13 protein-coding genes and 1 pseudogene are annotated in these 25,522 nt (G+C 74.3%); 3 read left to right on the forward strand and 11 right to left on the reverse strand.

Annotated features, from left to right (window positions below):
• Window positions 1–84: 84 nt before the first annotated feature.
• The 10 genes from P3T37_RS04105 to P3T37_RS04150 all read right to left on the reverse strand — a co-directional run bounded on the left by P3T37_RS04105 (window position 85) and on the right by P3T37_RS04150 (window position 17,746).
• The gene (locus P3T37_RS04105) at window positions 85–1,797 is read right to left on the reverse strand and encodes an LCP family protein (RefSeq protein WP_280722009.1); all 1,713 of its coding nucleotides are present in this window, start codon (window positions 1,795–1,797) and stop codon (window positions 85–87) included.
• Between the two features lie 396 nt (window positions 1,798–2,193).
• Window positions 2,194–3,081 (reverse strand): TIGR03621 family F420-dependent LLM class oxidoreductase, encoded by an 888-nt coding sequence (locus P3T37_RS04110; RefSeq protein WP_280722010.1) that lies wholly within the window; start codon window positions 3,079–3,081, stop codon window positions 2,194–2,196.
• A 5-nt stretch (window positions 3,082–3,086) separates the two neighbouring features.
• Window positions 3,087–6,056, reverse strand: coding sequence for a condensation domain-containing protein (locus P3T37_RS04115; RefSeq protein ID WP_280722011.1), 2,970 nt, complete (start codon window positions 6,054–6,056; stop codon window positions 3,087–3,089).
• 22 nt (window positions 6,057–6,078) lie between these two features.
• Window positions 6,079–7,656, reverse strand: a complete 1,578-nt coding sequence (locus P3T37_RS04120; RefSeq protein WP_280722012.1) for an amino acid adenylation domain-containing protein — start codon at window positions 7,654–7,656, stop codon at window positions 6,079–6,081.
• Between the two features lie 31 nt (window positions 7,657–7,687).
• Window positions 7,688–7,876: an MbtH family NRPS accessory protein gene (locus tag P3T37_RS04125; RefSeq protein ID WP_280722013.1), complete on the reverse strand. Its 189-nt coding sequence runs from the start codon at window positions 7,874–7,876 to the stop codon at window positions 7,688–7,690.
• Between the two features lie 200 nt (window positions 7,877–8,076).
• Entirely contained in the window at window positions 8,077–8,823 is a 747-nt protein-coding gene (locus tag P3T37_RS04130; protein ID WP_280722014.1) for an alpha/beta fold hydrolase, read from the reverse strand.
• The gene (locus P3T37_RS04135) at window positions 8,820–12,032 is read right to left on the reverse strand and encodes an amino acid adenylation domain-containing protein (RefSeq protein WP_280722015.1); all 3,213 of its coding nucleotides are present in this window, start codon (window positions 12,030–12,032) and stop codon (window positions 8,820–8,822) included. Before P3T37_RS04135 ends, P3T37_RS04130 begins: the two co-directional genes overlap by 4 nt.
• A complete protein-coding gene (locus tag P3T37_RS04140; RefSeq protein ID WP_280722016.1) occupies window positions 12,029–14,197 on the reverse strand; it encodes a beta-ketoacyl synthase N-terminal-like domain-containing protein in 2,169 nt (722 codons plus the stop codon). Before P3T37_RS04140 ends, P3T37_RS04135 begins: the two co-directional genes overlap by 4 nt.
• Complete coding sequence (locus P3T37_RS04145) at window positions 14,194–17,469, reverse strand: amino acid adenylation domain-containing protein (RefSeq protein WP_280722017.1); 3,276 nt, start codon at window positions 17,467–17,469, stop codon at window positions 14,194–14,196. Before P3T37_RS04145 ends, P3T37_RS04140 begins: the two co-directional genes overlap by 4 nt.
• Window position 17,470: 1 nt before the next feature.
• On the reverse strand, window positions 17,471–17,746 hold the full coding sequence (locus tag P3T37_RS04150) for a phosphopantetheine-binding protein (RefSeq protein WP_280722018.1): 276 nt from the start codon (window positions 17,744–17,746) through the stop codon (window positions 17,471–17,473).
• Between the two features lie 792 nt (window positions 17,747–18,538).
• Here P3T37_RS04150 and P3T37_RS04155 point away from each other — a divergent pair.
• A pseudogene (locus tag P3T37_RS04155) lies at window positions 18,539–18,844 on the forward strand (LuxR C-terminal-related transcriptional regulator); the annotation flags it as partial.
• On the opposite strand, the gene P3T37_RS04160 reads toward P3T37_RS04155, so the two are convergent.
• On the reverse strand, window positions 18,803–20,104 hold the full coding sequence (locus P3T37_RS04160) for an MFS transporter (protein ID WP_280722019.1): 1,302 nt from the start codon (window positions 20,102–20,104) through the stop codon (window positions 18,803–18,805). The pseudogene P3T37_RS04155 and the gene P3T37_RS04160 overlap by 42 nt on opposite strands.
• A gap of 88 nt (window positions 20,105–20,192) precedes the next feature.
• Here P3T37_RS04160 and P3T37_RS04165 point away from each other — a divergent pair, with 88 nt between their 5' ends.
• A complete protein-coding gene (locus P3T37_RS04165) occupies window positions 20,193–20,975 on the forward strand; it encodes a helix-turn-helix transcriptional regulator (RefSeq protein WP_280722020.1) in 783 nt (260 codons plus the stop codon).
• Between the two features lie 10 nt (window positions 20,976–20,985).
• A complete protein-coding gene (locus tag P3T37_RS04170) occupies window positions 20,986–25,488 on the forward strand; it encodes a HEAT repeat domain-containing protein (RefSeq protein WP_280722021.1) in 4,503 nt (1,500 codons plus the stop codon).
• Window positions 25,489–25,522: the final 34 nt, after the last annotated feature.

A 25,522-nucleotide genomic window follows, 5' to 3' on the forward strand; every position in this document is an offset into this window, starting at 1 on the left:
GACCCTCCCGTAACCGCAGGGGAGAACGCCGCGGCCCGCACACCCGGTGAAGGGTGTGCGGGCCGCGGGCCGGACGGGGTCGGCTCAGGGAGCCGAGTCCGGCACGTCGGTGCTCTTGGCGTAGGCCTGGATCGGCGTCATCGGGACGCCGTTCAGGTTGACGGTGCGATCGTGGCTGACCTGGGCGCACTTGCTGCTGTCGTCGGCGGTCGCCGCGCTGGCGTCGCTCAGGGCGGCCTGGGTGTCGACGGGGGCGGGTGCCGCCGCGGCTCCGCCGGACGAGGCCGCGCCGCCGCTGAACGTGGTCCCGCTGGTCCAGTCGGCGCCGATCACCAGCGTGATCCCCGGGCCCTCGCCGGCCTCGACCGCGGTGGCGGGCAGGCCCGCCGAGGCGGCGACCTCCTGGGCGTCGGCCTCGTGGCCGGCGGTGTAGGTGACGACGCTCTTCGCGGCGGCGGGGCCGTTGGTGGCGGTGCTGGCGCTGCTGTAGCCGGCGGCCTTCAGGGCGGTGGCGACCTCGCCCGCCCGGCCGGCCGTCCCGCTGCCGTTCTTGACGTGGACGGCGATGTCCTTCTTCGGCGCGCCGGCCCCGGCGGCCGGTGCGGCGGGTGTGGGGGCGGCGGGGGCGGCGGGTGCGGGTGCGGCGGCGGCGGCGGTGGCCTGGGCGGCGGCGCTGGACTTGTCGCCGCTGCCGGTGGTGAGTGACTGGTCGTTGCTGATGGCGTCGAAGAGGTTCTTGGCGGCGGGGGCGACGACGACGCGGGCGGCGTCCTTGGGGTCGGGGAGGTTCTGCATGGTGGTGAAGGTGATCCGGTCGGCGGGTACCTTGTTGAGGTCGTCGGCGAGGCCGACCAGCTGGGGGATGCCGCTGAGGCCGGTGTCGACGGTCAGTGCCTTGGTGGCGGCGTTGGCCAGTGAGTAGACGGCGGTGGGGTCGGCCAGGGTGCCGGCGCTCTTGAGCTGGCGGACCATGGCGCCGATGAACATGTGCTGGGAGACGGTGCGGCCCAGGTCGCTGCCGTCGCCGAAGCCGTGGCGGGAGCGGACGAACATCAGGGCGGCCATGCCCTTGAGGGTGTGGGTGCCGGCCTTGAGCTTGAGGTGGGAGTCGGGGTCGTAGACGTTGTCGCTGACGCAGATCGGCACGCCGCCGACCGCGTCGGACATCTGTACGACGCCGGTGAAGTCGACGGTGATGAAGTGGTCGATGGGGATGCCGGAGAGTTGGTGGACGGCGGCCACGGTGCAGCCGGGGCCGTAGTCCAGGGTGCTGTTGATCTGGCCGTACTGGGCCTTCATGTTGGTGTGGTGCTGGGTGTCGGTGCAGGCCGGCAGCTGGGTCATGGTGTCGCGCGGGATGCTCATGACGGTGGCGTTGCTGCGGTCGGCGGAGACGTGCAGGACCATCTCGACGTCGGCGTTGGCGCCGGGGCCGCAGTCGCCGCCGATCGCGCAGTCGGCGGCGTTGTCGCGGCTGTCCGAGCCGATCACCAGGATGTTGAGCGGGGTGCGGCCGAAGGCGTCCGGCTTCTCGTGGCCGGCGTCGCCCGTGGTGCCGGCGAACAGCGCGGAGCTCTTGATGTTCCCGCTCAGCTTCTCGTACACGAACGCGCCGACGCCCGCGGTCACCAGCACCACACCCGCGCTGGTGAAGGCGAGGACCCGCAGCGCCCGGCGGGGCTTCTTGCGGCCCTTGCGGGCGGCGGCACGGCCACCGGTGGCCGCGGCCGGCAGCGGGGCCGGGCCGCCCTTGGCACGCCGCCCCGACCGGGACCTGTCCAGCTGTATATCGGTCATGCCTGCGTGCCCTCACTCCTCGACCGGTCCGACGACCGCTGCTGACCCGTCACGCGCTCTCCCTCATCCAGTCGGCCGGGGCCCCGGCGGTCTCGACAGAGCCGTCCGGATCCGGAGCGCGGCAGTCTGGTTAACTACACGCCCTGTTCCGCTGAACGGTTGCGTCGCCTGCCAAGGTCGACCACGCGGCCCGCGACAGGTTAGCCAAGGTAGCGCCAGTTTTCTGCGGACCACGGACCGGGTGGCAGGTTGCCCGCTCAGCGGTCCGGGGCCGGGTCGGGACGAGGGGCCCGCAGAGAGCCTTTTCGGCCATCTGGAGGGGCAGTTCGGGGTGACCGGGGTGTGACCACGTTCACACCCCGGTCGGCCGTCGGTCGGCGGTCGGCCGGCCGACGGTCAGCGGCCGGACAGCAGCTCGACGACCGGGGCGAAGGCGGCCATGTCGCGCTCCTGCACGCAGACGTAGGAGAAGCCGTAGCGCTCCCGGCGCTCCAGCAGCGTGGCCGCGATCTGCTCCGGCGTGCCGAGCAGCAGGGTGGGCACGTCGAGGATCTGGGCCGCGCTGAGGTACGGCAGGCGCCGGCGGGCACTCTGAGCGGCGTCCGACCGGTCGGGTGTCACCAGCACCGTCTGGACCAGGACGTTGCGCTCGACCTGGTCGGCGCGATCTCCCGCCGCCTGCTCGAAGAACCGCACCCGCTCGTCCATCGCCTCGGCGTCGATCAGCTGCAGGGTGCCGCGCGCCGAGCCGGGCGCCAGCACGGCGCCGGAGAACGAGACGATGTCCGCCTGCCGCGCGGCCAGCCGCAGCACCCGGTCGCCGTTGCCGCCGATCAGCAGCGGGAGCCGGGCCGGCGGCTCGGCGAAGCCCAGGGCGCGCGGCTCGGCGAGCAGCCCGCGCAGCTCGCCGGCGGTCTGCTCCAGGCGCCCGACCCGGCTTCCGGCGGTGCCCCAGTCGAAGCCGGCCTTCTCGAACTCCGCGCGCACGTAGCCGGTCCCCAGGCCCACCTCCACCCGGCCGTCCGTGAGGCCGTCCGCGGTCAGCACGTCCCGGGCCAGCAGCACGGGGTTCCAGAACGCGCTGTTGAGGACGAACGCGGTCAGCCGGACCCGCTCGGTCGCGGCGGCGGCGGAGACCATCGCAGGGAAGGGGGACGGCACGCCGAGGTGGTCGGGTACGGCGATGACGTCGTAGCCGAGGCGCTCGGCGGTGCGGCAGCTCTCCCACCACTGCTCGCGTCGGGCGGGCGGCACCAGGTTGACGCCGAAGCGGAAGCTCTTCACGGGGGTCAGCTCGTCTCGGTCGGCCGGGGTGTGAGCACCGGCTGGGGGAGGAGGTCGGGGAAGCCGTTCAGGACGGCGGCGAGGTCGCCGGCCAGCCGCGCGGCGTCGGCGGAGCCGAGGTAGTCGCCGCGGTGGGCGAGCGCCCCCTGGAGGGCGCCGCCGGTCTCGGCGAGGGTCACGGTGAGGCCGAACTTGTTGGTCTCCTCGTCCTGCAGCTCGTGGTCGAGCGAGACCAGCCGCGCCCCGCCCAGGGCGGCGGACCACCGGGTGGTGCTGACGCTGTTGAGCAGGCAGTCGACGAACGGCGTCCGGCCGGGCGAGCGGGCGGGCCGCAGCGCGCGGACCACCTCGTCGAACGGGGCGCTCTGGTGCTCGAAGGCCGCGATGACCTCCTCGCGGGTGGCCTCCAGCAGGTCCGCGAAGGTCGTCCCGGCGGTGCAGCGCGAGCGCAGCACCAGGGTGTTCAGGCAGGGGCCGACCACGTCGCCGAAGGCGCCGGCGGACCGGTTCGCCACCGGGATGCCGAAGGTCAGGTCGGCCGCGCCGGACCAGCGGTGCAGCACGGCGGCCAGCGCCGCCGCGGTGACCATGAAGCGCGAGGCCCTGCGCTGCGCCTGGAGCGGGAGCAGCCGCTCGGCCAGCCCGGCCGCCAGCGGCAGCCGGACGCTGCCGGGCTGTCCCGGCTCGGCCAGGTCCAGCGAGCTGGGCGCGCCGGCCAGGTGGGTGGACCAGTACGCCAGGTCGACGGTCGCCCGCACCCGGCCGGGGCCGTCCTGCTGGGAGCGGACCAGCTCGCGGTACTGGCGGGCGGGCGGCAGGGGCGGCGCCGAGCCGGCGCCGGTCTGCTGGTGGCACAGCTCCAGCTCGCGGATCAGGACCGGGACCGACTCCCCGTCCAGGACCAGGTGGTGCACGCAGAGCGCGAGCACCCGGCCGCCGTCCGGCAGGGTGAAGAGCCCGGCCGCCAGCAGGCGTCCGGCGGCCGGCGCGAACGCAGCTGCGGCGGCCTCGGACCAGCTGCGCAGCCACGTGTGCTGCTCCGCCTCGGTCGCCCCTGGCAGCTCCGCCTCCTCCAGGGCGGGGGCCCACGGCTCGGCGACCTCCTGGTGCAGGCGGCCGTCGAGGTCGACGAAGCGGGTCCGCAGGATCTCGTGGCGGGCCACCAGAGCGGCGAGCGCGGCGCGCAGCCGGTCCGGGTCCAGCTCGCCCTGGACGCTCCAGTAGAGCGGGATGTGGTACCTGGCGTGGGCCGGGTCCAGCCGCTCGGCGAGCCAGATGCCCTCCTGGAAGCCGGAGGCGGGGAAGGTGCCGCCGGCCGGCTCGGCGTCCGGTTCGGCCGCGTCCTCGGTGGCCTCGGGGGCGCTCGCGCGGCGGGCGTCGATCAGCTCGGCGAGGTCGCCGAGCCGTGGGTGGCCGAACAGGTCGCGCACCGACAGCTCGACGCCCAGTCGCTTGGTGATCCGGGTCAGCAGGGTGGCGGCCAGCAGGGAGTGTCCGCCCAGTTCGAAGAACGAGTCGTCGGCCGAGATGTCCGCGATGCGCAGCACCCGGCTCCAGATCTCGGCGAGCGGCGCCACCGTCTCCGAGACGCTGGTGCGGATCGCGGCCTTCTCGGGCTCGGTGGTGGTGGTGGTGGTGGCGGCCGGGCGGTGGACGGCGGGCAGCAGCGCGGTCGCCTCGGCGAGCGTGCGGTGCCGGTCGGCCACCATGTCGGCCACCACCGCCAGGTAGTCCCGCGTCAGCGCGTCGGTGGCGGCGGGCCCGACCGAGCCGGTCGCGTCCTTCCAGAGCATCCGGCTGCCGGTGCTGCCCTCGGTCAGCTGCACGATGAGCCGGTAGTCGGCCACGTCCGTCGAGTCGAGCATGCTGAGGGTGCAGCGCGAACCGCCGCCGGCGAGCTCGAAGTCGTAGACGTCGAGCCCGTCCGTGGCGGCCGTGTCCCAGTACTCGAAGACCACCTGGTGGGTCTGCGCACGGGCGTCCGGGCCCAGCAGGTGCGCCGAGCGCAGGATCGCCGGCAGCGGAAGGGCGGCGTGCCGCAGGCCGGCGCGCACGGTCGACCGAAGTTCCTGCACCAGCTGCTGGTAGCTGTCCGCGGCGCGCAGCCGCAGGCGGAACGGCAGGACGTTGACAAAGAAGCCCACCCGTCCCTTCAACTCCCGTTCGGGGCGGCCATGGTAGGGAGCGGAGACGATCAGGTCGTCGCTGCCGGTGTGGTGGTGCAGGGTGACGAACAGCGCGCCGAGCATGACGATGAAGTACGAGACGCCCAGCTCCCGGGCCAGTTCGCGCACCTTCCGGGTCAACTCCGGTTCCATCGAGAACGGTTCGGGAACCCGAAGAAGCTGCTCGCGGTCGTCGGACACCGGCAGCGTGCGGGCCGGCGGCAGCCCCGCCAGCGTGTCGCGCCAGTATCCGCGCAGCGGCTCGCCGCTCGCACCCTCGGCCGCCTCGCGCGAGCGCCGGGCGTGCGCCAGCAGCGGCGCGAGCTCCTGCGGGGGTGCCAACTCCTCGCCCGCGTAGGCCCGGCGCAGGTCGTCGAGCAGGACCGGTGTCGAGGTGCCGTCCAGGATGATGTGGTGGACCGTGATCAGCAGCACGGTCCAGTCCGGGCCGTGCAGCAGCTCCACCCGGGAGAGCGGACCGCGGTCCAGGTCGAACGGGATCCGCGCCGCCGCGAGCGCGTCCTCCCGCGGGGCGTCGACCGTCCGGACCGTCACCGCGGGTGCGTCGGTATCGGCCCAGTCCAGGCACATCCCGTCCGCGCCGCGCCGCACCCGGGCCCGCAGCGCGGGGTGGTGCCGGAAGAGCTGGGCGCAGGCGGCCCGGAGCCGCGGCAGGTCCAGGGAGCCGGTGACCTCCAGCGCCAGCGGGATGACGTGCTCCCACTTGGCGGGGTCGAGCTGCCAGGTCACCCACATCGCCTCCTGGGTGACCGACAGCGGGAGCTGCTGCGACGGCACGGATCGGTCCATTCGTCCTCCTCGGGGGTGCGGGTCAGAGCTGCGCGGCGAGCGCGCGCTTGTCGGTCTTCCCCGAGGGGCTCAGTGGCAGCGCGGGCACGTGGACGAACCGGCCGGGGACCATGAAGACCGGCAGCGCGGCCCTGGCGTGGGCGGCCAGCGGCTCGGCCACGCCGTCCGCCGCGATGCCGTCGGGGACGGTGTAGAAGGCCACCAGCTGGCGTTCGCCGATCCGGCTGGTGGTGGGCACCACCACCAGGTCGGCCACGCCGGGCGCGCTGCGCAGCGCCGACTCCACCTCGCCGATCTCGATCCGGTACCCGTTCACCTTGACCTGGTCGTCCGCGCGCCCGGCGTACTCGATGCTGCCGTCCGCCCGGGCCACCCCGAGGTCGCCGCTGCGGTAGTAGCGGCGCGGGGTCCCGCCGGCCGGCGCGAGCAGCGGGTAGCGCTCGGCCGTCAGCTCCGGGCGGTCCAGGTAGCCGATCGCCAACTGCGGCCCGGCGAGGTGGATTTCGCCGATCTCGCCGAGCGGGGTCGGCGAGCCGTCCTCGGCGAGCAGGGCCAACTCGAAGCCCTCCAGCGGCAGTCCGATGTTGAGCGCCGGGTCGGGGTCTCCCGGGCGCACCGGCGAGCCGACCGGCGCGTCCATCTCGGCCGCGAGCAGGTGCCGGTAGGTGGAGAAGACGGTGGTCTCGGTGATGCCGTACATGTTGACGAACCCGGTTGCGGTGCCGTGGAACTGGCGCCACTCGCGGACCGCGTCGACGTCCACCACCTCGCCGCCGAAGATCACGTAGCGCAACGCGAGCGGCTCGGGCGACTCGTCGTCGTCCAGCACGTCGGTGCCCGCCCGGGAGAGGTAGCGGAAGACCGAGGGCACCTGGTTGAGGACGGTCACGCGCTCGGCGCGCAGCAGCTCCAGCGTCGACTCGGGCAGCCGGGCCACCTCGGCCGGCACCACGACGAGCTTGGCGCCGTGCGCGAGTGCCCCCCACAGCTCCCAGACCGAGAAGTCGAAGCAGTACGAGTGGAAGAGCGTCCACACGTCCTCGTGGTCGAGCTCCAGCACCCGGTCGCAGGCCGCCAGCAGGGCCGTCACGTTGCGGTGCGAGACCTCGACCCCCTTGGGCGTGCCGCTGGAGCCCGAGGTGTAGATGACGTAGGCCGGCGCGTCCGGCGTCACGGTGACCTCGCCGACCCGGGGCGCGTGCGGCGCCCAGAGGGCGGCGTCCAGGGGCAGCAACTCGCCCACGGCGGGGGCGGAGCCGGTGCCGTGGTCGGTGTCGGTCAGCACCAGGTCGACCGAGGCGTCCTCGGCCATGAAGCGCACCCGGTCCGCCGGGTAGGACGGGTCGAGCGGCACATAGCTGCAACCGGCCTTCAGCACCGCCAGGATCGCCACCACCACCGCGTTGCCGCGGCGCAGGTGCAGGCCCACCCGCGCGCCGGGGCCGGGCACGCGGCTCAGGATCGCGGCCGCGAGCCGGTCCGCTCGCTCGTCGAGTTGACGGTACGTCAGCTCCTCGTCCGGGTCGGACAGGGCCGGCGCGTCCGGGCGCAGGGCCGCCTGGGCCGCGAATATCTGGTGAAGGCAGAGTTCGGACTGCACGGTACTTGTTCCACTCCTCGTAACGGCGATGTCAGCGCAGGCTGAGCGGGCGCAGGTCGGTCCAGATCTCCTTGATGTGGGCCAGGCAGACGGCCTTGTCGCCGCTCACCCCGACGCCCTCCCAGCCGGCCGGCAGCGCGCTGCCCTCGGGCCAGACGGAGTACTGCTCCTCGTGGTTGCGCACCACGAGGTACGGGCGGTCGTCGCCGTCCTCGAACATCTCGGCTCTCCTTGCGTGTTGGGTGGCCAGTGCGTGTCTCGTAATTCGCGTCGGATCAGCGCACGGCGTTGGGCGCCCGGCTGGGCGTGCCGCCGAGTCGCCCTCGTACTGGGTCGTACTTGGGTGGCTCGGCGGTGCGTCCAGGCGGGATGCCCGGCGTCGCGCGCCCGGCGGGAATTACGAGACACGCCCTGGCCTGGTCAGACGTGCTGGAAGAGGTCCGCGCGGATCTGCGCGAGCATCTCGGGGCCGCTCGGGCCGGTGGGGAAGAAGTGGTCCCCGGGGAGCATCCGCAGGCTGAAGGCGGTGCTCGTGTGGGCGCTCCAGGCGGCGAGTTCGGGCTCCGATACGGTGCTGTCCGCGGTGCCGCCGAAGACGCTGATCGGGACGGCCAGCGGCGCCCGCGCCTTGTAGCGGTAGCCGTGGTCCAGCTCGAAGTCCGCCCGGATCGAGGGCAGCGCCAGTCGCAGCAGCTCCGGCCTGGCCAGCACCTCCCGGGGGGTGCCGCCGAGTTGGACCATCACCTCGGCGAGATCCGGATCGGGCAGCAGGTGGTACGGCAGGCCTGCGCTGCCGAGCCGCGGGGCCCGGTGCGCGGCCGCCACCAGCGCGAGCGGGGTTCGCGCGGGGTCGCGGCTCAGCCGGTCGGCCAGCTCGAAGCCGATGACCGAGCCCAGGCTGTGCCCGAAGACCACCGTCGGGAGCGGCGGTTCGGCCAGCACCGCCTGGGCCAGCGCGTCGGCCAGCGGCTCCATCGCGGTGTACGGCGCCTCCCGCAGCCGGGCGCCGCGGCCGGGCAACTGGACGGCGCAGACCTCCACTTCGGGCGGCAGCAGCTCGAACCAGGAGCGGAACATCGCGGCGGCCGCGCCCGCCCCGGGCAGGCAGAGCAGGCGCACCCGGGCCTGCGGGCGCGGCGGGAACCGCAGCAGCCAGCGTCTGGTCACTGCGCTGCCTTCTGCCGTAGCTGGGCGGCGAGTTCCTCGACCGTGGGGTGGTGGAAGAGCTGGCTGACGCTGAGCGTGAGCCCGGCCTCGCGGGCGCGGTGCACCACCTGGATGCTCTTCAGCGAGTCGCCGCCGATCTCGAAGAAGTCCTCGGCGACACCGGTCTGTTCACGTCCCAGCACCTGGCTCCAGATGTCGCTCAGGGTCCGCTCCAGCTCGTCGCGCGGACCCACCAGCTGCTCGGGGCGGGCCTGCCGGGGGAGCGGGAGGGCCGCGCGGTCGACCTTGCCGCTCGGGTTGAGCGGGAAGCGCGGCAGCACGACGAGTTGGCCGGGGACCATGTACCGGGGCAGCCGGTCGCGCAGCCACTCGCGCAGCGCGGCCGTGAACGCCTCCTCGTCCGGGCCGTCCTGCCCGGCTGTCCCGATCCTCACCAGGTAGGCGGTCAGGGCGGGTTCGGACCCCGGGGTGGTGGCGAGGGTGGTGGTGACCAGGGCGTCCTGGACGCCGGGGTGGCTGCGCAGGGCGTTCTCGATCTCGCCGGGCTCGATCCGGAAGCCGCGGATCTTCAGCTGGTGGTCGTTGCGGCCCAGGAAGTCGATGGTCGCGTCGGCCCGCCAGCGCACCAGGTCGCCGGTGCGGTAGAGCCGGGCGCCGGGGGTGCGGCTGTAGGGGTGCGGGACGAAGCGGTCGGCGGTCAGCTCGGGCCGGCCCAGGTAGCCGCGGGCCAGCGCGACGCCGCCGAGGAACAGCTCACCGGGTATGCCGACCGGCACCGGGCGCAGCAGGTCGTCCAGGACGTACACCTCGACGCCGGCGATCGGGCGCCCGATCGGCACCCGGGCGTCGCGCGGGCCGTCCGAGCCGGGCGTCCGCGGCGGGCACTCCCACTCGGTGACCTCGATCGAGGCCTCGGTGGGGCCGTAGAAGTTGGACAGCCGCACCGGCAGCCGGTCCAGGCAGCGGTCCCTGAGCTGGGCGGGCAGCGCCTGGCCGCTGCACATCACCCGCGTCAGGGAGGCGCACCGGTGCAGGTCGGGCTCCTCCAGGAAGACCTCCAGCATCGGCGGCACGAAGTGCACCGTGGTGATCGCCTCGCGCTCGATCAGGTCGACCAGGTAGGCCGGGTCCCGGTGCCCGCCCGGCTCGGCGACCACCAGCGTGGCGCCGACCGTCAGCGGCCAGAGCAGCTCCTGCACCGAGACGTCGAAGGTGTACGGGGTCTTCTGGAGCACCCGGTCCTCGGGCGTCAGGTGCTGGGAGTCCTGTAGGCAGTGGATGCGGTTGGCCAGCCCGCGGTGCGGGACGCCCACCGCCTTCGGCTCGCCGGTGGAGCCGGAGGTGTAGATCACGTACGCCAGGTCGTCCGGCGCCACCTCGACCGGGACGGCGGCCTCGGCGGCCTCGGCGGCCTCCGGGGACGCGTCGGCGTCCACCGCCAGCACCGGGACGCCGGCCTGCGCGAAGGCGCCGGACAGCTCGGCGGTGGTCAGCACGTGGGTGGCGCCCGACAGTTGGACCAGACGGGCGAGGCGCCCCGGCGGGTCCTCGGGTGACAGCGGCAGGTAGGCGCCGCCGCCGCTGAGCACGGCCAGGATCGAGGGCAGCAGCTCGACGCCGCGCGGCAGGCAGAGTGCGACCACCGAGCGCGGGCTCGCCCCCTGCTCGGCCAGCCGCCGGGCGATCCGCCGGGTCCGGGCGCTCAGTTGCGCGTAGCTCAGCCGGGTGGACTCGAAGACCACCGCGGTCGCCTCCGGCGTGCGGGCGGCCTGGTGCTCGATCAGCTGGTGGACCGGACCGTCCCAGGGGTGCGGCTCGTCGGTCCGGCTCCACCGGTGCAGGATCTCCTCGGCCTCCTCCCGGCCGAGCAGCGAGAGCGCGGAGACCTTCGTCTGCGGCGCGTCGACGGCGGCCCGCAGCAGGTTCCGGTACTGCTGCGCGATGCGCTGCACGGTCGGTGCGTCGAAGAGCTCGGTCCGGTAGCGGAAGGTGGCGACCGCGCCGTCCCCGCTCGGGCGGATCTCCAGCCACAGGTCGGTGAAGGTCGTCGGCGGGCGGACCGGCAGGATCTGCGCCGACAGCCCGTCCAACTGCGGGACGGAGGCCGGCTGCTGGAGGGCGAACATGGTCTGGAACAGCGGGTCGTGGCTGGCCGTGCGGTCCAACTCCAGTGCGGTCACCAGCTGTTCCAGCGGAACGCCCTGGTCGCCGAAGGCGGCCAGCGTGCCGCGCCGGGTGCGCAGCAGCAGCTCGGCGAAGTCGGGGTCGCCGGACAGGTCCTGGCGCAGCGGCAGGGTGTTGACGAACATCCCGATCAGCGGCTCGACGGCCGTGCCGGTGCGTCCGGCGGACGGGCTGCCGATCACCAGGTCCTGCGTGCCGCAGAGTCGGGAGAGCAGCACCGCGAAGGCGGAGAGCAGGGTCATGAACGGGGTGACCCGGTGCTGCCGGGCGGTGCGCGCGGTGGCCTGCCAGAGCTCCGGCTCCAGGGCCAGGTCGAAGGTCGCCCCGGCGTAGCCCTGGACGGCGGGTCGCGGGAAGCTGGTGGGGAGTTCGAGCACGGCCGGCGCCCCGGCCAGCCGCTCCCGCAGCCGGGTCAGCGACTCCTGCGCCCGCAGGCTGAGCAGCTCCTTGCGCTCCAGCTCGGCGTACTGGCCGAACTGGATTGGCAGCGGGTCGAGTTGGGCGTCGATGCCGGTCAACTCGGCGGTGTAGAGCGCGGACAGCTCCAGGTGGAAGCGGCCCATCGACCAGCCGTCGCAGATGCTGTGGTGGCAGACCACCGAGAGGACGTGCTCCTCGGCGTCCAGCCGCAGCAGGCTGGTGCGGATCAGCGGTCCCCGGGTGAGGTCGAACTCGCGCAGGGTGTCGGCCTCGACGAGCGCGGTGGCCCTGGCGATCCGCTCCGGCGCCGGGACCGCCGTCAGGTCGGTGACCGGCAGGGCGAGGGCGTGGGCGGGCGCGATGCGCTGGTAGGGCTCGCCGTCCTCGACCAGGAAGGTGGTCCGCAGCGTCTCGTGCCGGTCGGTGATCCGCTGCAGCGAGCGGTGCAGGGCGCCGGTGTCCAGCGGGCCCTGGAGGTGCAGCGCCGAGACCAGGTTGTAGGCGCTGTTGCCGTTGGTGAAGTGGTCCAGGAACCACAGCCGCCGCTGGGCGAACGACGCCGGCGCGATCACGGTCCGCCCGGCGTCCTGTTCTGTGTGCGTCACGAGGTCTCCCGGGTGTCGCTGTCCGCCGCGGTGGCGTTCAGGGTGTTCAGCAGGTCCACGACGACCGCGGCGAACTCCGGGACCGTCGGGGCGTCGAAGATCGCCTCCATCGGCGGCGCGACCCCGAAGGCGTCCTCGACCAGCGAGAGCAGCTGGACGGCGCTCAGCGAGTCGCCGCCGAGTTCGAAGAAGTCCCGCTCGGCGATGTCCTCGCTGTCACCCAGCACCTTGCCGAAGAGCAGCGCGAGTTGCTCCTCGACGGAGGCGTCGGCGATCCGAGCGGCCGGCGTGGCCGGAGCGGCCGGTGCCTCGGCGGGTGCGGCGGCGTCCGCGCGGGCGAACGGCGCCGGCTTGACCAGGTGCTGCCGTCGCTCGAACGGGTAGCTGGGCAGCAGGGCGCGGCGGTGCACGGTCTCGCCGTGCAGGCGGAACCAGTCGATCGCCGTCCCGTCCTGCCACAGGCGTCCCACCGTGTCGAGCAGCGAGGCGAGTTCGCCCTCCGGCAGGCCGCCGGCCGCCACCCGGTCCAGCTCGCTCAGCAGGGCCTCGGGGCTCAGGGCGGGGGCCGCGCCGGGGCGGGCGGGAGCGGCGGCCGTCAGCGCCTCGATCGCCTGCGCGTGGTCGGTGCAGACCACGTACCGGCGGTGGGCGAAGCCGTGCCGTCCGGTCTGCAGCGTCCAGGCGACCTCGGTGAGTGGCAACTCGGGGTTCCGGGAAAGGTGTTCGGCCAGCCGCAGGGCCATCGTGTCCAGCGCCTGGGGCGACCGGGCGGAGAGCACGAGCAGCTGGCCGCCGGTCGGCGCGGCCGGGGCGGCGGCGCGCGGCGCCTCCTCCAGCACCACGTGCGCGTTCGTCCCGCCGATCCCGAAGGAGCTCACCCCGGCCCGTCGCGGCGCGCCGTCCGACTCCCAACTACGGGTCTCGGTGGGCACGGTGAAGGGGGTGTCGGTGAAGTCGACGGCCGGGTTGGGGCCGTCGAAGTGCAGCGTGGCGGGGATGGTCCGGTGCTCCAGCGCGAGCACGGTCTTGATCAGCCCGGCGACGCCGGCGGCGGTGTCCGTGTGGCCGATGTTCGTCTTGACCGAGCCCAGCGCGACCGAGCCGTCCGCCACCGGGACCGTGCGGAACGCCTGGGTCAGCGCGGTGACCTCGATCGGGTCCCCGACCGGGGTCCCGGTGCCGTGCGCCTCGACGTAGGAGATCGACGCGGGGCTCACCTCGGCCGCCGCGTGCGCCAGCCGGATCACTTCCGCCTGGCCGCGCACGCCGGGTGCGGTGAAGCCCGCGCGCTGGTGCCCGTCGTTGTTGACGGCGGAGCCGCGGATCACGGCGTGCACGTGGTCGCCGTCGTCGATCGCGTCCTGCGCGCGGCGCAGCACGACGACCCCGGCGCCGTCGCCGGCCACGATGCCGCGGGCGTTCCAGGAGAAGGTGCGGCAGCGCCCGTCCGGCGACATGGTGCCGCCCTCCCGGTACCAGTAGCCCGAGCGCGGCAGGCGCAGCGAGACGCCGCCGGCCAGCGCGACGTCGCACTCGCCGGCCAGCAGCGCCCGGCTCGCCTCGTGGACGGCCACCAGCGAGGTCGAGCAGGCGGTCATCACGGCCATGCTGGGCCCGGTCAGGCCGAGCTTGTAGGACACCCGGGTGGACAGGTGCTCGGGCTCGTTGGCCAGGTTGAGCGCGAGGTCGTCCACGCCGGGGAAGCGGTCCGCCTGGGACTGGACCACCGAGGCGTAGCCGTTGCGGCCCGCTCCGGCGTAGACGCCCACCGTGCCGGGCGTGGCGCGCGGGTCGTAGCCGGCCCGTTCCAGGGCCTCCCAGGCGCACTCCAGGAAGAGCTGGTGCTGCGGGTTGAGCAGGGTGGCGTCGCGGCCGGAGAACTGGAAGAACTCGGCGTCGAACTCCCCGATGCCGTCGACCGATCCGTGCATCGGGACGTAGCGCGGGTCGTTGAGCAACTCCGGGTCCTGGCCCCACTCCTGGAGCTCCTGCGCGGTGAAGGGGCGCACCGAGTCCACGCCGGCGACCAGGTTCGCCCAGTACTCCTCGGGCGTCGAGGCGCCCGGGAGCCGGCAGGCCATGCCGACGATCGCGATGTGCGTGTCGTTGTCCTCGGCGTGCTCGATGTCCTCACCGATGCCGATGCCGATGCCGTTGCCGCTCAAGAGTCAGTCCTTCCACGGTTCTGGGTGCGCATCGCCCGCAGCCGGGCGTTTCCGCGCTTGAGGCGTGCTGCCGCCGCGTCGGCGGCGGGTGCGTCGGGGGTGGCGACCGTGGCGCGCGCGGCCTCGGTGGCGCCGAGGTGCTGCGCCAGAGCGGCCACGGTGGGGTGCTCGAAGAGCGTCAGGATCGTCACCTCGCGCGCCAACTCCTGTGCCAGCAACTCCCGTACGGCTGCCAGCAGCAGCGAGTGGCCGCCGATGTCGAAGAAGTTGTCCTGCGGGCCGAAGCTGTCGTGCCCCAGCGCCCTGGCCCAGACGGCGGCGATCTCGCGCTCCCACGGCGCGGCCGCGCCGCGTTCGGCCGCCGGACGGCCGGCCAGCGGCACCGCGTGCTCGGCCAGCGCCGCGCGGTCCACCTTGCCGTTGGCCGTCAGCGGCAGTTCGAGCAGCAGCAGGTACTCGTGCGGGCGCATGTAGCCGGGCAGTCGGCGCCCGACGTGCGCGTGCAGCTCGTCGCGGTCCGGAGCGGCGGCCGGGTCGGCGAGCACCAGGTACGCGGCCAGGGCCGGTTCGGTGCCGGTGCCGGTGCCGGTGCCGGTGCCGGTGGCGGTGACGACGGCGTCCCGGACGCCCGGATGGGCGCGCAGCACGTTCTCGATCTCGCCGGCCTCGATCCGGAAGCCGCGGATCTTCAGCTGGTGGTCGTTGCGGCCGAGGAAGTCGAGGCTGCCGTCGGCGCGCAGCCGGACCAGGTCGCCGGTGCGGTAGAGCCGGGCGCCGGGGGTGCGGCTGAACGGGTGCGGCACGAAGCGGTCGGCGGTCAGCTCGGGCCGGCCCAGGTAGCCGCGGGCCAGCGCGATCCCGCCGAGGTACAGCTCGCCCGGCATCCCGGTCGGCACCGGGCCCAACTCCTGGTCCAGCACGTACACTTCCACGCCCGGGATCGGGCGCCCGATGTCCGGCAGGGCGCCGCGGCCGGCCAGGTCGGTGCGGACCGTCCCGGAGGTGGCGACCACCGTGCTCTCGGTCGGCCCGTAGTTGTTGACCAGGCGGAAGGGCAGCTCCCGCGACCCGACGCCGTGCAGGCGGTCGCCGCCGGTCAGCACGGTGCGCGGCGCGCCGGCGTCCGGCCATGCCGCCTCGGCCATCCGCTCGATCAGCGGGGTGGGCACGAAGCAGCTGGTCACCTCGCGTGCGACCAGCCAGGCGGTCAGGTCGTGCGGGGACAGCACTGTCTCGGCGTCCGGCACCTCCAGCGTGGCGCCGGCACTCAGCGCGGGCCAGATCTCCCAGACCGAGGCGTCGAAGCCGGGGGCGGCGATCAGGGTGGTCCGATCGCCGGGACCGAGGTCGAACTCCCGGCGGTGCCAGGCGACCAGGTTGGCCAGCGACCGGTGCTCGACCATCACGCCCTTGGGTGTGCCGGTGGAGCCGGAGGTGTAGATCACGTAGGCGAGGTCGCCGGGACCGGCCTGCTCGGCCGCGGTGCGGCTGTCCGCGGCGACGTCCGCGCGGACCTCCTCCAGCGTGAGGAGCGCGCCGGCGCCGACCAGAGCGCTGCGCCGGCGGTCGGTGAGGGTCAGCAGCGGCGCGGCCTCGGTGAGGATGGCGGCCAGCCGGGACGGCGGGTTCGCCGGGTCCAGCGGCAGGTAGCCGGCGCCGCTCTTGAGGATGGCCAGCTCGGCGACCACCAGGTCGGCGCCGCGCGGCAGGCAGGTGGCCACCAGGCTCCCGGGTCGCGCGCCGGCGGCGCGCAGCCGCGCCGCGATCAGCTCGGCCTGACGATCCAACTCGGCGTAGCTGAGCTCCTGTTCGGCGCAGCGGACGGCGACGGCGGTCGGCCGCTCGCGGGCCCGGCGTGCCACCAGCAGGTGCACGCACTCGGCCCCGGGGGCGGGCGGTTCGCCGCCGCCGGACAGGACAGTGCGCTCCTCGCGGGCGCCCAGCAGCGGCAGCCGGGCCACCGTCTCCTCGGGCGCGGCCAGCGCGGCCGACAGCAGGCGCACGTAGCGCTCGCCGAGCAGCTCGGCGGTGCGCGCGTCGAAGAGGTCGCTCTGGAAGCCCATCCAGCCCTCGACCCGCTCGGCGCTCCACGCCAGGTGCAGGGTGAGCTCGAACTTGGCGGTCTCGATCCGGATCGGCACCGGGCTGGTCTGCAGCCCGGCCAGTGCCGAGTCGGCGCCGGCCGCCGCGTCCTCGTAGGTGAAGACGCTCTGGAAGACCGGGTGGCGCGAGGTCAGGCGCTCGGGCTGGAGCTCCTCCACCACCTGCTGGAAGGGCAGGTCCTGGTACTCGTAGCCGGCCAGGAAGGTGTCCCGCACGTGGTGCAGCAGCTCGACGAAGGTCATCCCGGGCCGCACCCGGACGCAGAGCGGCAGCATGTTCACGAACAGCCCGACGACGCCCTCGACCTCCAGCGTGGTGCGCCCGCTGACCGGCACGCCGATCACCACCTCCTCGGTGGCGGTCAGCCGGGACAGCAGCGCCGCGTACGCGCTGAGCAGTACGACGAACCTGGTGACCCGGGTGCGGGTGGCCAGCGCCTGGGCCTGTTGGCCGAGTTGGGGGGAGACCAGGAAGGAGCTGGTGTCCCCCTGGTGGCTCGGAAGCTGCGGATGCGGCCAGTCGGTGGGCAGTTGGAGCTGTGGCGGCGCGCAGGCGAGCTGGTCGCGCCAGTAGGCCAGCGCCTCGACGCGCCGAGAGCCGGCCAACATCCGCTGCTCGTCGGCGACATAGTCCCGGTAGTCGTAGGCCGCCGTGGACTTCTCGGGCGCCTGCGCGGTGCCGGCCAGCTCGGCCGCATAGCCCGCCGCCAGGTCGCGTTCGACGATCCCCAGCGACCAGCCGTCGACCACGATGTGGTGGAAGGCGAGCACCAGGACGTGCTCGTCGGCGGCCAACTTGATCAACCGGGCCCGGAACACCGGCCCGTTGACCAGGTCGAAGGGCGCCAGCGCCGCCCGGTCCACCTCCGCCGCCAGTGCGCGTTCGCGTGCGGCGCCCGGCAGGTCGGTGAGGTCGACCGGGGTCAGCGGCACGGTGGCGTGCGGCGCGATCCGCAGCACCGGCGCGCCGTCCACGGTCGGGAAGGTGGCGCGGAGCTGGGCGTGCCGGGCGACCAGGTGGGCGATCGACCGCTCAAGGGCGGGCGCGTCGAGTCCGCCGCGCAGCCGGGTGGCCTTCGGTACGTTGTACTCACTGCCGTCGGGCCGCAACTGCCAGAAGAACCAGAGCCGTTGCTGCGCCGACGAGAGCGGCGAGAAGTCCTGCTGCACGCTAGCGGACACCCCCCTGGCGCTGCGCGTAGGCCGCGAGCCCGCCGATGGTGGGGAACTGGAAGAAGACCGCGAGCGGTACCTCGACCTCCAGGGAGCGGCGCATCCGGGAAATGACCTGCGACGCGGTCAGCGAATGCCCGCCCAGCTCGAAGAAGTCGTCCTCGGTGGTGAGCCCGTCAAGGCGCAGAACGTCCTCCCAGATCCGCGTGATCGCTTGCTCCAGCTGGCTGTGCCGCACTGTGCCGTCGTCCGCTGAATTCCCGTCGGGGTTCATCGCCGCAGGCTTCCTCTCTGTCCGAAGTACTGGGGTCGAAGCGACTCGGTCCGGGTGCGGTGCAAAGGACTTCGCTGATTCCCGGTCTCTGCGCTGATCCCAAGATGAACGGCCGAACAGAGGGAACGCAAGCGGCCCTACCCTTTGGGGAGCAGTTGGCTGCACCTAGGGGCACCGGAGGGATCGATCGCCCACCAACGGGGGAGATGTTCACGCCCGCGACGGCCGTCGGCGGGTTTCGCGCCGCGTGGCGTCCTTGCTGCCATGGCTGACAGCAGAGGCTGTGGGCAGGGGAGTTGGGCTACCGGGCCCGGGGTGCACACAGGCGGGTCGAACGGGTGGGCCGAACGGGCAGACAACGTGAGGCTACTTGCGTATTTCTCATGATCATCCTAGCCTTTTTGCGTTGCCAGGGACCGTTGTGACTTCTTCGGTCCGGCTCGAACTTCCTTGGTCCGGCCTGCCGTCAGGAGCCATTGCCATGCCCTTAGGACAATTCCTCGGACTGTGCCGGGGTCGTGCGGAATCATGAACGCCAAGAGCGTGAAACCCGTCACCGTGGCCGTGCTGGCCAATGACCCGGTAACCGGCGAGGGCGCGGTCTCGTGGCTGTCGACATGCAAGGGCATCACCGCGAGCTATTGGACCTGGCGCCACCCGGCGGACGTCCTGCTGGTCCTGGCGACGGAGGTCACCGGGGACACGCTCTCGCGCGTGGAACGGGTCCAGCACGAAACTCCGGACAGCGCGCTGCCGATGGTGCTGGTCGCACACGAGTTTCCCGAACACCATATGCTGCGGGCGATCGACCTCGGACTGGTGAGCTTCCTGCACCGCCAGGAGAGCGGATTCGAGGAGATCAGGCGGGCCGTCGTGGACGCGGCGGCCGGCGACGACCAGGAATCGGCTCCCGGAGTTCAGCAGGCCCTGATCGCCCACATCAGGACGATCAGGGACAACGCCCTGGTCCCGCACGGGCTGAACATCGCCGGTCTGGTCGACCGGGAGGTCGAGGTGCTCGGTCTGCTGGCCGAAGGCCTGACCACCAACCAGATATCAGCGAAGCTCAGTTACTCCGAACGAACCGTGAAGAGCATCGTGCACGACGTCGTGACGCGGCTGGGCCTGCGCAACCGCACCCACGCCGTCGTCTACGCCCTGCGCACCGGGGTCATCTGAGGCCGACCGGCCCGATCCAGGCAGCAGCACGACGAGCAGCGCGGCGGCCGTGGTCACCGCTCCGACAGTGGCCACCGCCGGCCAACCGCCGTACCGCCACGCAGTCGAACCGACCGCCGAGCCGACCGCGATGCCGAGGAAGCGCAGCGTGAAGTAGCAGGTGTTCAGGCGACTGTGGATGGCCGGATCGAGCGTGAACAGCGCACTCTGGCAGGTGACTTGATTGCCCCAGGTGCCGACGTCCAGCAGCACCGTGCCGGCCGCCAGCCAGCCGACGCCGCTCCCGCCGGGCAGCAGCACGGCCCAGCCGGCGAGCACCAGGGCGATCAGCGCGGCCGGCGCGGCCCGGCTGCCCAGCCGGTCGGCCAGCCGTCCGGCGGCGGGGGAGGCGAGTGCTCCGGCGACCGCGACCAGTCCGAACAGGCCCACGCCGGTGGGCCCGTAGCGGTAGTGCTCGTCCAGTAGGAAGGTCAGCGCGGTCCAGAACGCCCCGAACGAGGCCCCGACCAGCGCCCCGGACAGCGTGATCCGGCGGACCAGCGGGTAGGCGGCGAACACGCGCGGCAGCGAGCGGACCGTCGCGCGGTAGCCGGCGCCGTGCGAGGGCGGGGCGGCGGGCAACGTCCACCGGAGCACCAGCGTCAGCAGCAGGGTAGCCGCCGCCGAGCACCAGTAGACGGACCGCCAGCCGGCCGCCTCGGCGAGCGCCCCGGCGTAGCTCCTGGAAGCCAGCACGCCGACCAGCAGGCCACCCTGCAACACGCCCACGACCTTGCCCCGGGGCTGACCGTCCGAGAGTGCGACGGCCAGCGGCGCCACCAGCTGAGGGACGGGTGACAGCACGCCGATCGCGAAGCTCGCGAGCACCAGCCACCCCGCCGTCGGCGCGAGGGCGGCGGCGGCCAGCGCCAGGGTGGAGGCCGCGCAGAGCGCCAGGATCAGCCTGCGCCGGTCGTGGCTGTCCCCGGCGGGGACCAGCAGCGCGATGCCGGCGGCGTAGCCGAGCTGGGTGGCGGTCGGCACGGCTCCCAGCGCCTCGGGGCCCACCCGCAGCGAGCGGGCGGCGGCGCCCAGCAGCGGCTGGCTGAGGTAGACGTTGGCGGCGGTCACCGCGCTGGTCGCCGCCAGCAGCAGGAGCAGCGGCCGGGTGAGGGGGGTGGTGTCGCGTTGCTCGGTCACATGCGTACACGCTAGGCAGGCCGCGTCTGGCATGCTTTCGCCGTTGTGCCGTCAACTGTCGAGATCGCGCCATTGTGGGAGGGACGCCATGTTCGGCAAGAGCGAGGACCGCGAGGACTACCAGCGCGTCCCGAGGCCGCTCGCCGCGATGGCGCGCGACCTCCCCGACGGCCACCACATCCCCACCCACCACCACCGGCGCGCCCAGCTGATCTACGGCGCCAGCGGCGCGATCACGGTGTCCACCGAGCGCGGGCTCTGGGTGGTGCCCGCGAGTCGTGGCGTCTGGGTCCCGGCCGGCGTCGACCACGCGATGACCTGCACGGGCGCGGTCCGGATGCGCACCCTCTACATCGAGCCGCAGGCGGCCACCGGCCTGCCCGCCGAACCGACCGTGGTCTCGATCACCCCGCTGCTGCGCGAGCTGATCGTCGCCGCGGCCCGCGTCCCGTTGGAGTACGACCTCCAGGGGCGCGACGGTCGGCTGATGGACCTGCTCCTGCTGGAGCTGGAGCCGCACCCCGTCCCCGCACTGCACCTGCCGTCCCCCGGCGACCGGGACCTGGACGCCCTCTGCTCCGCCGTCCGTGCCGACCCCGGAGGCGACTGGACGACCGCGACGGCCGCCGCCCACGCCCACCTCAGCACGCGCAGCCTGCAACGCCGCTTCCCGGCCGCGACCGGGATGACCCTCGCGCACTGGATCCAACAGGCCCGGCTGATCAGGGCGGTGACCCTGCTGGCAGCCGGCACCCCGGTGACGGCCGTCGCCGCCGACCTCGGCTACGCCACACCCAGCGCCTTCACCGCGATGTTCCGCCGCACCCTCGGCACCACCCCGAGCGGCTACTTCACGGCCGACCCCGGCTAGCATCGCGACGGTGACGACAACGCCCGATGACGCCCTCCACGACGCGCTGCGCCGCGCCGACCTCGGGTGGCTCTCCACGCACCTCGACGCGCGGCTCTGCCCGGTGGCGGCCCTCGGCCGGCTGATCCGGCACGAGGACGCCGCCGTACGGTACTTCGGGCTCGTCCTGCTGACCGAGCGGCCCGCCGACGAGGGCGAGGCCGTCGAACTCGCGGCGCTGCTACCGCAGTCGGCGACCGACTCGGCGGAGGCTGCGCTTCTCCTGGCGCGGCTCCACGAACGGCTCTGGCCGTACCTTGCACCGTCGCGCCGACCGGTCCGGCACACCGTCATGCCCCAACTGCCGCTCACCGTAAGGATCGCGTGGCTGCACGCCGAGCTGCTGCACGAACCGGCGGCGCTGCGCGGCGAGCAGCCGGGCGAGCTGCTCTACCAGGCCGTGCGCGACCTTGCGCTCACCGACGCCCGCCGGCCCGACCAGCTGGTGGCCGAACTCGCAGACAGCGCCGACCCGGTGCTGCACACGGTGGCGCTGCGGCTGCTCCGTGAGGGGCTGCACGCCGGCCTGCTGGCGCCCGCCCTGGTCCGGACGCACCTTCTGCGGCTGGCGCTGCACCACAACACCGACACCGACAGCACCGTCGCCACTGCTGCCCTCAGCGAACTCGCCGAGCCCTGGGCGGCGTTGACTCCGCTGCCGATGGGCCGTCTCGCCGCGTTCCTGACCGCCGACGCGGTGGCCGCCGAGCCCGACGCCGCCGACGCCGCCCTCGCGGTCGCCGCCCGGCACGGCCACGGCGGCGTGCTCTGGCAGACCGCCGGGGACCCCGCGCTGCCGCCCGCGCTCCGGCGCCGCGCGGTGGAGCTGCTCGGCGACCTGGCCGACCGCACGGACATCACCGCGCTGACCGACCTGGCGCTGACCGACCCGCTGCTGCTCGGCGGCCCGGCGCTGCACTGCCTGCGCGGCCTGCACCGGCGCGGGCACTTCCCGCAGGACTCGGCCGTCCCGTCCGTCCTCGCCCTGGCGCTGGCCGACCACGTGATTCCCGCCCGCGAGGTCGCGACCGTCCTGTTCACCTGCCGTCAGGCGGTGCTCGACGTACTGACGGACGCGGCGGTGCAGGCCGGCGCCGCCGACTGGCCGCGCCGCCTCGACCTCCTGGTCGCGCTGGCCGGGCAGGGCGCGGCGGAGCTGCCGATCGGGGAGGCGATCACGCGACTGCTGCCGACCGCCCCGCGGCCCGAGCCCTTCCTGGCCGCCCTCCGCGCGCTGCGCCACACGGCCGCCGAGGCCGCCGTGCTGGCCCTGCTGCCCGCGGCGCCGGCAGCGGCGCTGGCCACCCTGGAGGCGATCGGCGGCCGACCCACCGTGTCGGCGCTGCGAACGGCGCTCGGCCTGGGCGCGGACGGCGACCTCGACGGGGGAGCGGGCGTCGTCGCACCGTGGCTGCGGGCCGTCCGCGACCGCGCCCTCATGCTGCTGTGGCAGCTGACCGAGGACCCCGCCGAGCGCCGCGCCCTGCTGGCCCGCCTGGACCCCGCCGAGCTGCCGGACCGGATCGCGGTCCTGCTCGGCGGCCCGGACGAACAGGAACTGGCGCTGCTGAACTCCCGCCCGTCACCCGGCGATTCGCTGCTGGCACTCGAGGCGCGCGCGGCGCGCGGCGGCGCCGGCACGCTGCCCGCCGTCACCGAGCTGCTGCGGCAACTGGTGGCCGCCGCGGCCGCCGACCCGGCGGCCACGCCCGAGCCCGCCGTCCCGCAGCAGGCGCTGGACGCCCTGCACGCGCTGGGCCGCCGCCTGTACGAGCGCGGCAGCATCCGGCCGTCCTGCCTGCTCGGCGCGCCGGACGCCGACGCGGCCGGCCGCGCCCTGGTCGCGACCCTCGCGCTGGACCTGCTGGAGAGCCCCGGACTGTCGGCAGCCGAGCAGGCGGTCCTGCTCGAACTGCTGCTCCGCGCGCCCTGGCCGGGCACCCGCGCGCGCGTCCACCGGCTGCTGCGCCACCGCGACCCGCAGGTACGCAAGCACGCGATCGCGCTGCTCGCCCGCGACGCCACGGGCGAGGACGCGCAGGCGCTGTCGGCGAGCCTGATCACGCTGACCACCGCGGCGGACGTGCAGACCGTGCGTCAGGCGCTCATCGCCCTCGGCCATGCGCGCGCCGACTGGGCCGGCGCTGCGATCGCGGACTGCCTCGACCACCCGACGATGAACATCAAGAAGACCGCCGCCGAGGCGCTGGTGCGCGCGGGTACGCCGCAGGCGGTGCCGCAACTGCTGCGCTGGCTCGGCCGGCACGACAACCCGGGCCTGCGTGGCTCGCTCACCGAGGCACTGCGCGCCGTCCTCGGCGACGCCTACCCGGCGACCCTGCTCGCCGCCGCCGAAGCCGCTGCCGCTGCCGAAGCCGAAGCCGCCGCCGGCACCGAGCACAGCTCCGACCGCCGCGAACTCGAACTCCTGCTGCTCGCCCTGGACGGCACGCTCTCCGCCCGCGCGGTCCTCGCGCTGGAAGCGCAGGCATCCCCGGTCGTCCCCGCCCTGCTCGCGCTACTGGCAGCAGGCCGGATCGGTCTCGCGGCCGGGACGGTCGAGCAGCTGGCACCGGCGCTCGCCCGGCACGGCCTCCCCGCGCCCGCCGCGTCTCGTCCGAGCCCGGCCGCTGCGGCGGACCACGACGTCCGGTCGCTGCTCGCCGAGGGCTGGAACCCGCTCGTCGCGCTGCGCATCGCCGAGCGGGGGCAGCCCCCGCGCCCCGACCGCCTGGCCGAACTCCGGCCGCTGCTGGCGCAGTTCCTGGCGCTGGCCCGGTCCGCGACCGAACGGTCGGCCCGCTCCCGCGTGCTGCGGCTCGCGCTGCTGGCCTGCCCGGCACCGTGGACGCCCGAGGAGCTGGCGAGCTACGCCCGTGCCACCTTCCTGCTGCTCGACGCCCTCGCCGACGCTCCGGACGTGCACACCCTGCTCGAAGCCGTCGCGCCCCTGCTCTCGGCCGTCGAACGGATGGCCGTCGTCACCGCCGTCCGGGCCCTGCCGCCCGCCGCCGCGCCCGCGGGCGACGTCCGCACCCTGGCCCTGCTGCGCCGCTGCGGCGCGGTGCTCGTCCGGGCCGACCTCGACCAGGCCCTCGCCGCCGCCCGGCTCGGCGCCGACCCCTGGCGGGCGGAGGCCGCCGTGCTGCGCGACGCCTTCGCCCTCCCGGCAGAGCCAGCCGCAGAGCCAGCCGCAGAGCCGGACTCGCGCACCCGGCTGTCCGCCCTGATCGACGCCTACCCGTCGGCCCCCACCGAGGCCCGCGACGCGCTGCTCGACCGGATGACGGACCTTCAGCCCCTGGACGCACCGCCCTGGACCATCGCCGAGAGCGCCCGCAGCACCCAGACACCCGATCCGCGCGCCGTCCGCGCCGACGACCTCGACCAGCCCAGGTCGGCAGCCCTGCGGAACCGCCTGCTGGCCATGCTCCGAGCGCCCGCCACCGAGCGCCGCCAGATCGCCGCGCTGGCCCTGCGCGACTGGCCCGAACCGGAGGTCGCGCGCCACCTGCTGCACGCCTACCTGGACGGACGGGTCGAGACCCTGGCGCTCCACCCCGTCCCGCTTGCCCCCGCAGAACTCCGGGCCGACGGGTTCCGCCCCGACCGGGTGGCGCTGCTGGCCCAGCGGATCGACCCGTGGGACCGGATCCCCCTGGTCCCGCTGCTGCTGGAGTACGGCGAGCACGAGGACGCCGCCGTGCGCGCGGCGGCCTGGCAGGCGCTGCGCGGGATTCCCGGCGACGAACTGGCGCGCTGCCTCGCCGACCGGCTCGAGGCCGGCGCCTGGGGCGTGCTCGACCTGCTCGGCAGCCGCCCGCTGCTGCGCACCCCCGCGCTGGAGCGAACCCGCCACCGCCTGCGCGCCGAAGGCCGCGACGACCTCGCGGACCGCCTGCGCCTGCTCGACGGGCCGCTGCGCGATCCCGCCGCCCCCGCCCCCTCCACCGCTGCCCCCGAGCCGCACCTCCCTCCCGAGCCGCCGCGCCCCGCCACCCGGCAGGAGCTGCTGCACCAGGCCCGCACCGGCAGCCCGGAGCAGATCCGCCGGGCGCTCACCGCGCTGGCCGCGCCCGGCACCACCCCGGACGCTGAACTCAGCGACCTGCTCGGCGAGTTGCTCAAGCACCCCAGGGCCGGCGTCCGCCTGCACGCACACCGCACCGCCCGGGCCGTGCTCGACCGGCCGAGCTATCTGCGGCACACGGCAGCCCTGTTGGACGACTCCCAGCCCAGCGTGGTGCGTTCGGCCGTCCGAACCCTCTGCCACGCGGGCTGGACACCCGCGATCCCGGCGGTGGCCGCCCTGCTCGACCACGCCCACCCGGCCGTCCGCCGGGCGGCCACCGAGGGGCTGATCGCGCTGGGCGCCCAGGCGGTCCCCGCCCTGCGGCGCGCGGCCGACCACGCCCGCCCCGACCGTCGGTCCCGCTACACCGACGTCCTCGACGCCCTCACCCAGATCAACTGACAGGCACCTCACGCCGGTCCACGATCCGCAGCTG

Origin of the sequence: Kitasatospora sp. MAA4 (assembly GCF_029893355.1) — a bacterium.
Taxonomy (GTDB): Bacteria; Actinomycetota; Actinomycetes; order Streptomycetales; family Streptomycetaceae; genus Kitasatospora.

What these genes read in the sequence shown, in the direction of transcription:
- P3T37_RS04105 (WP_280722009.1), bottom strand. Translation starts at nt 1,797, where the DNA reads ATGACCGATATACAGCTGGACAGGTCCCGGTCGGGGCGGCGTGCCAAG.
- P3T37_RS04115 (WP_280722011.1), bottom strand. Translation starts at nt 6,056, where the DNA reads ATGGACCGATCCGTGCCGTCGCAGCAGCTCCCGCTGTCGGTCACCCAG.
- P3T37_RS04125 (WP_280722013.1), bottom strand. Translation starts at nt 7,876, where the DNA reads ATGTTCGAGGACGGCGACGACCGCCCGTACCTCGTGGTGCGCAACCAC.
- P3T37_RS04150 (WP_280722018.1), bottom strand. Translation starts at nt 17,746, where the DNA reads ATGAACCCCGACGGGAATTCAGCGGACGACGGCACAGTGCGGCACAGC.
- P3T37_RS04165 (WP_280722020.1), top strand. Translation starts at nt 20,193, where the DNA reads ATGTTCGGCAAGAGCGAGGACCGCGAGGACTACCAGCGCGTCCCGAGG.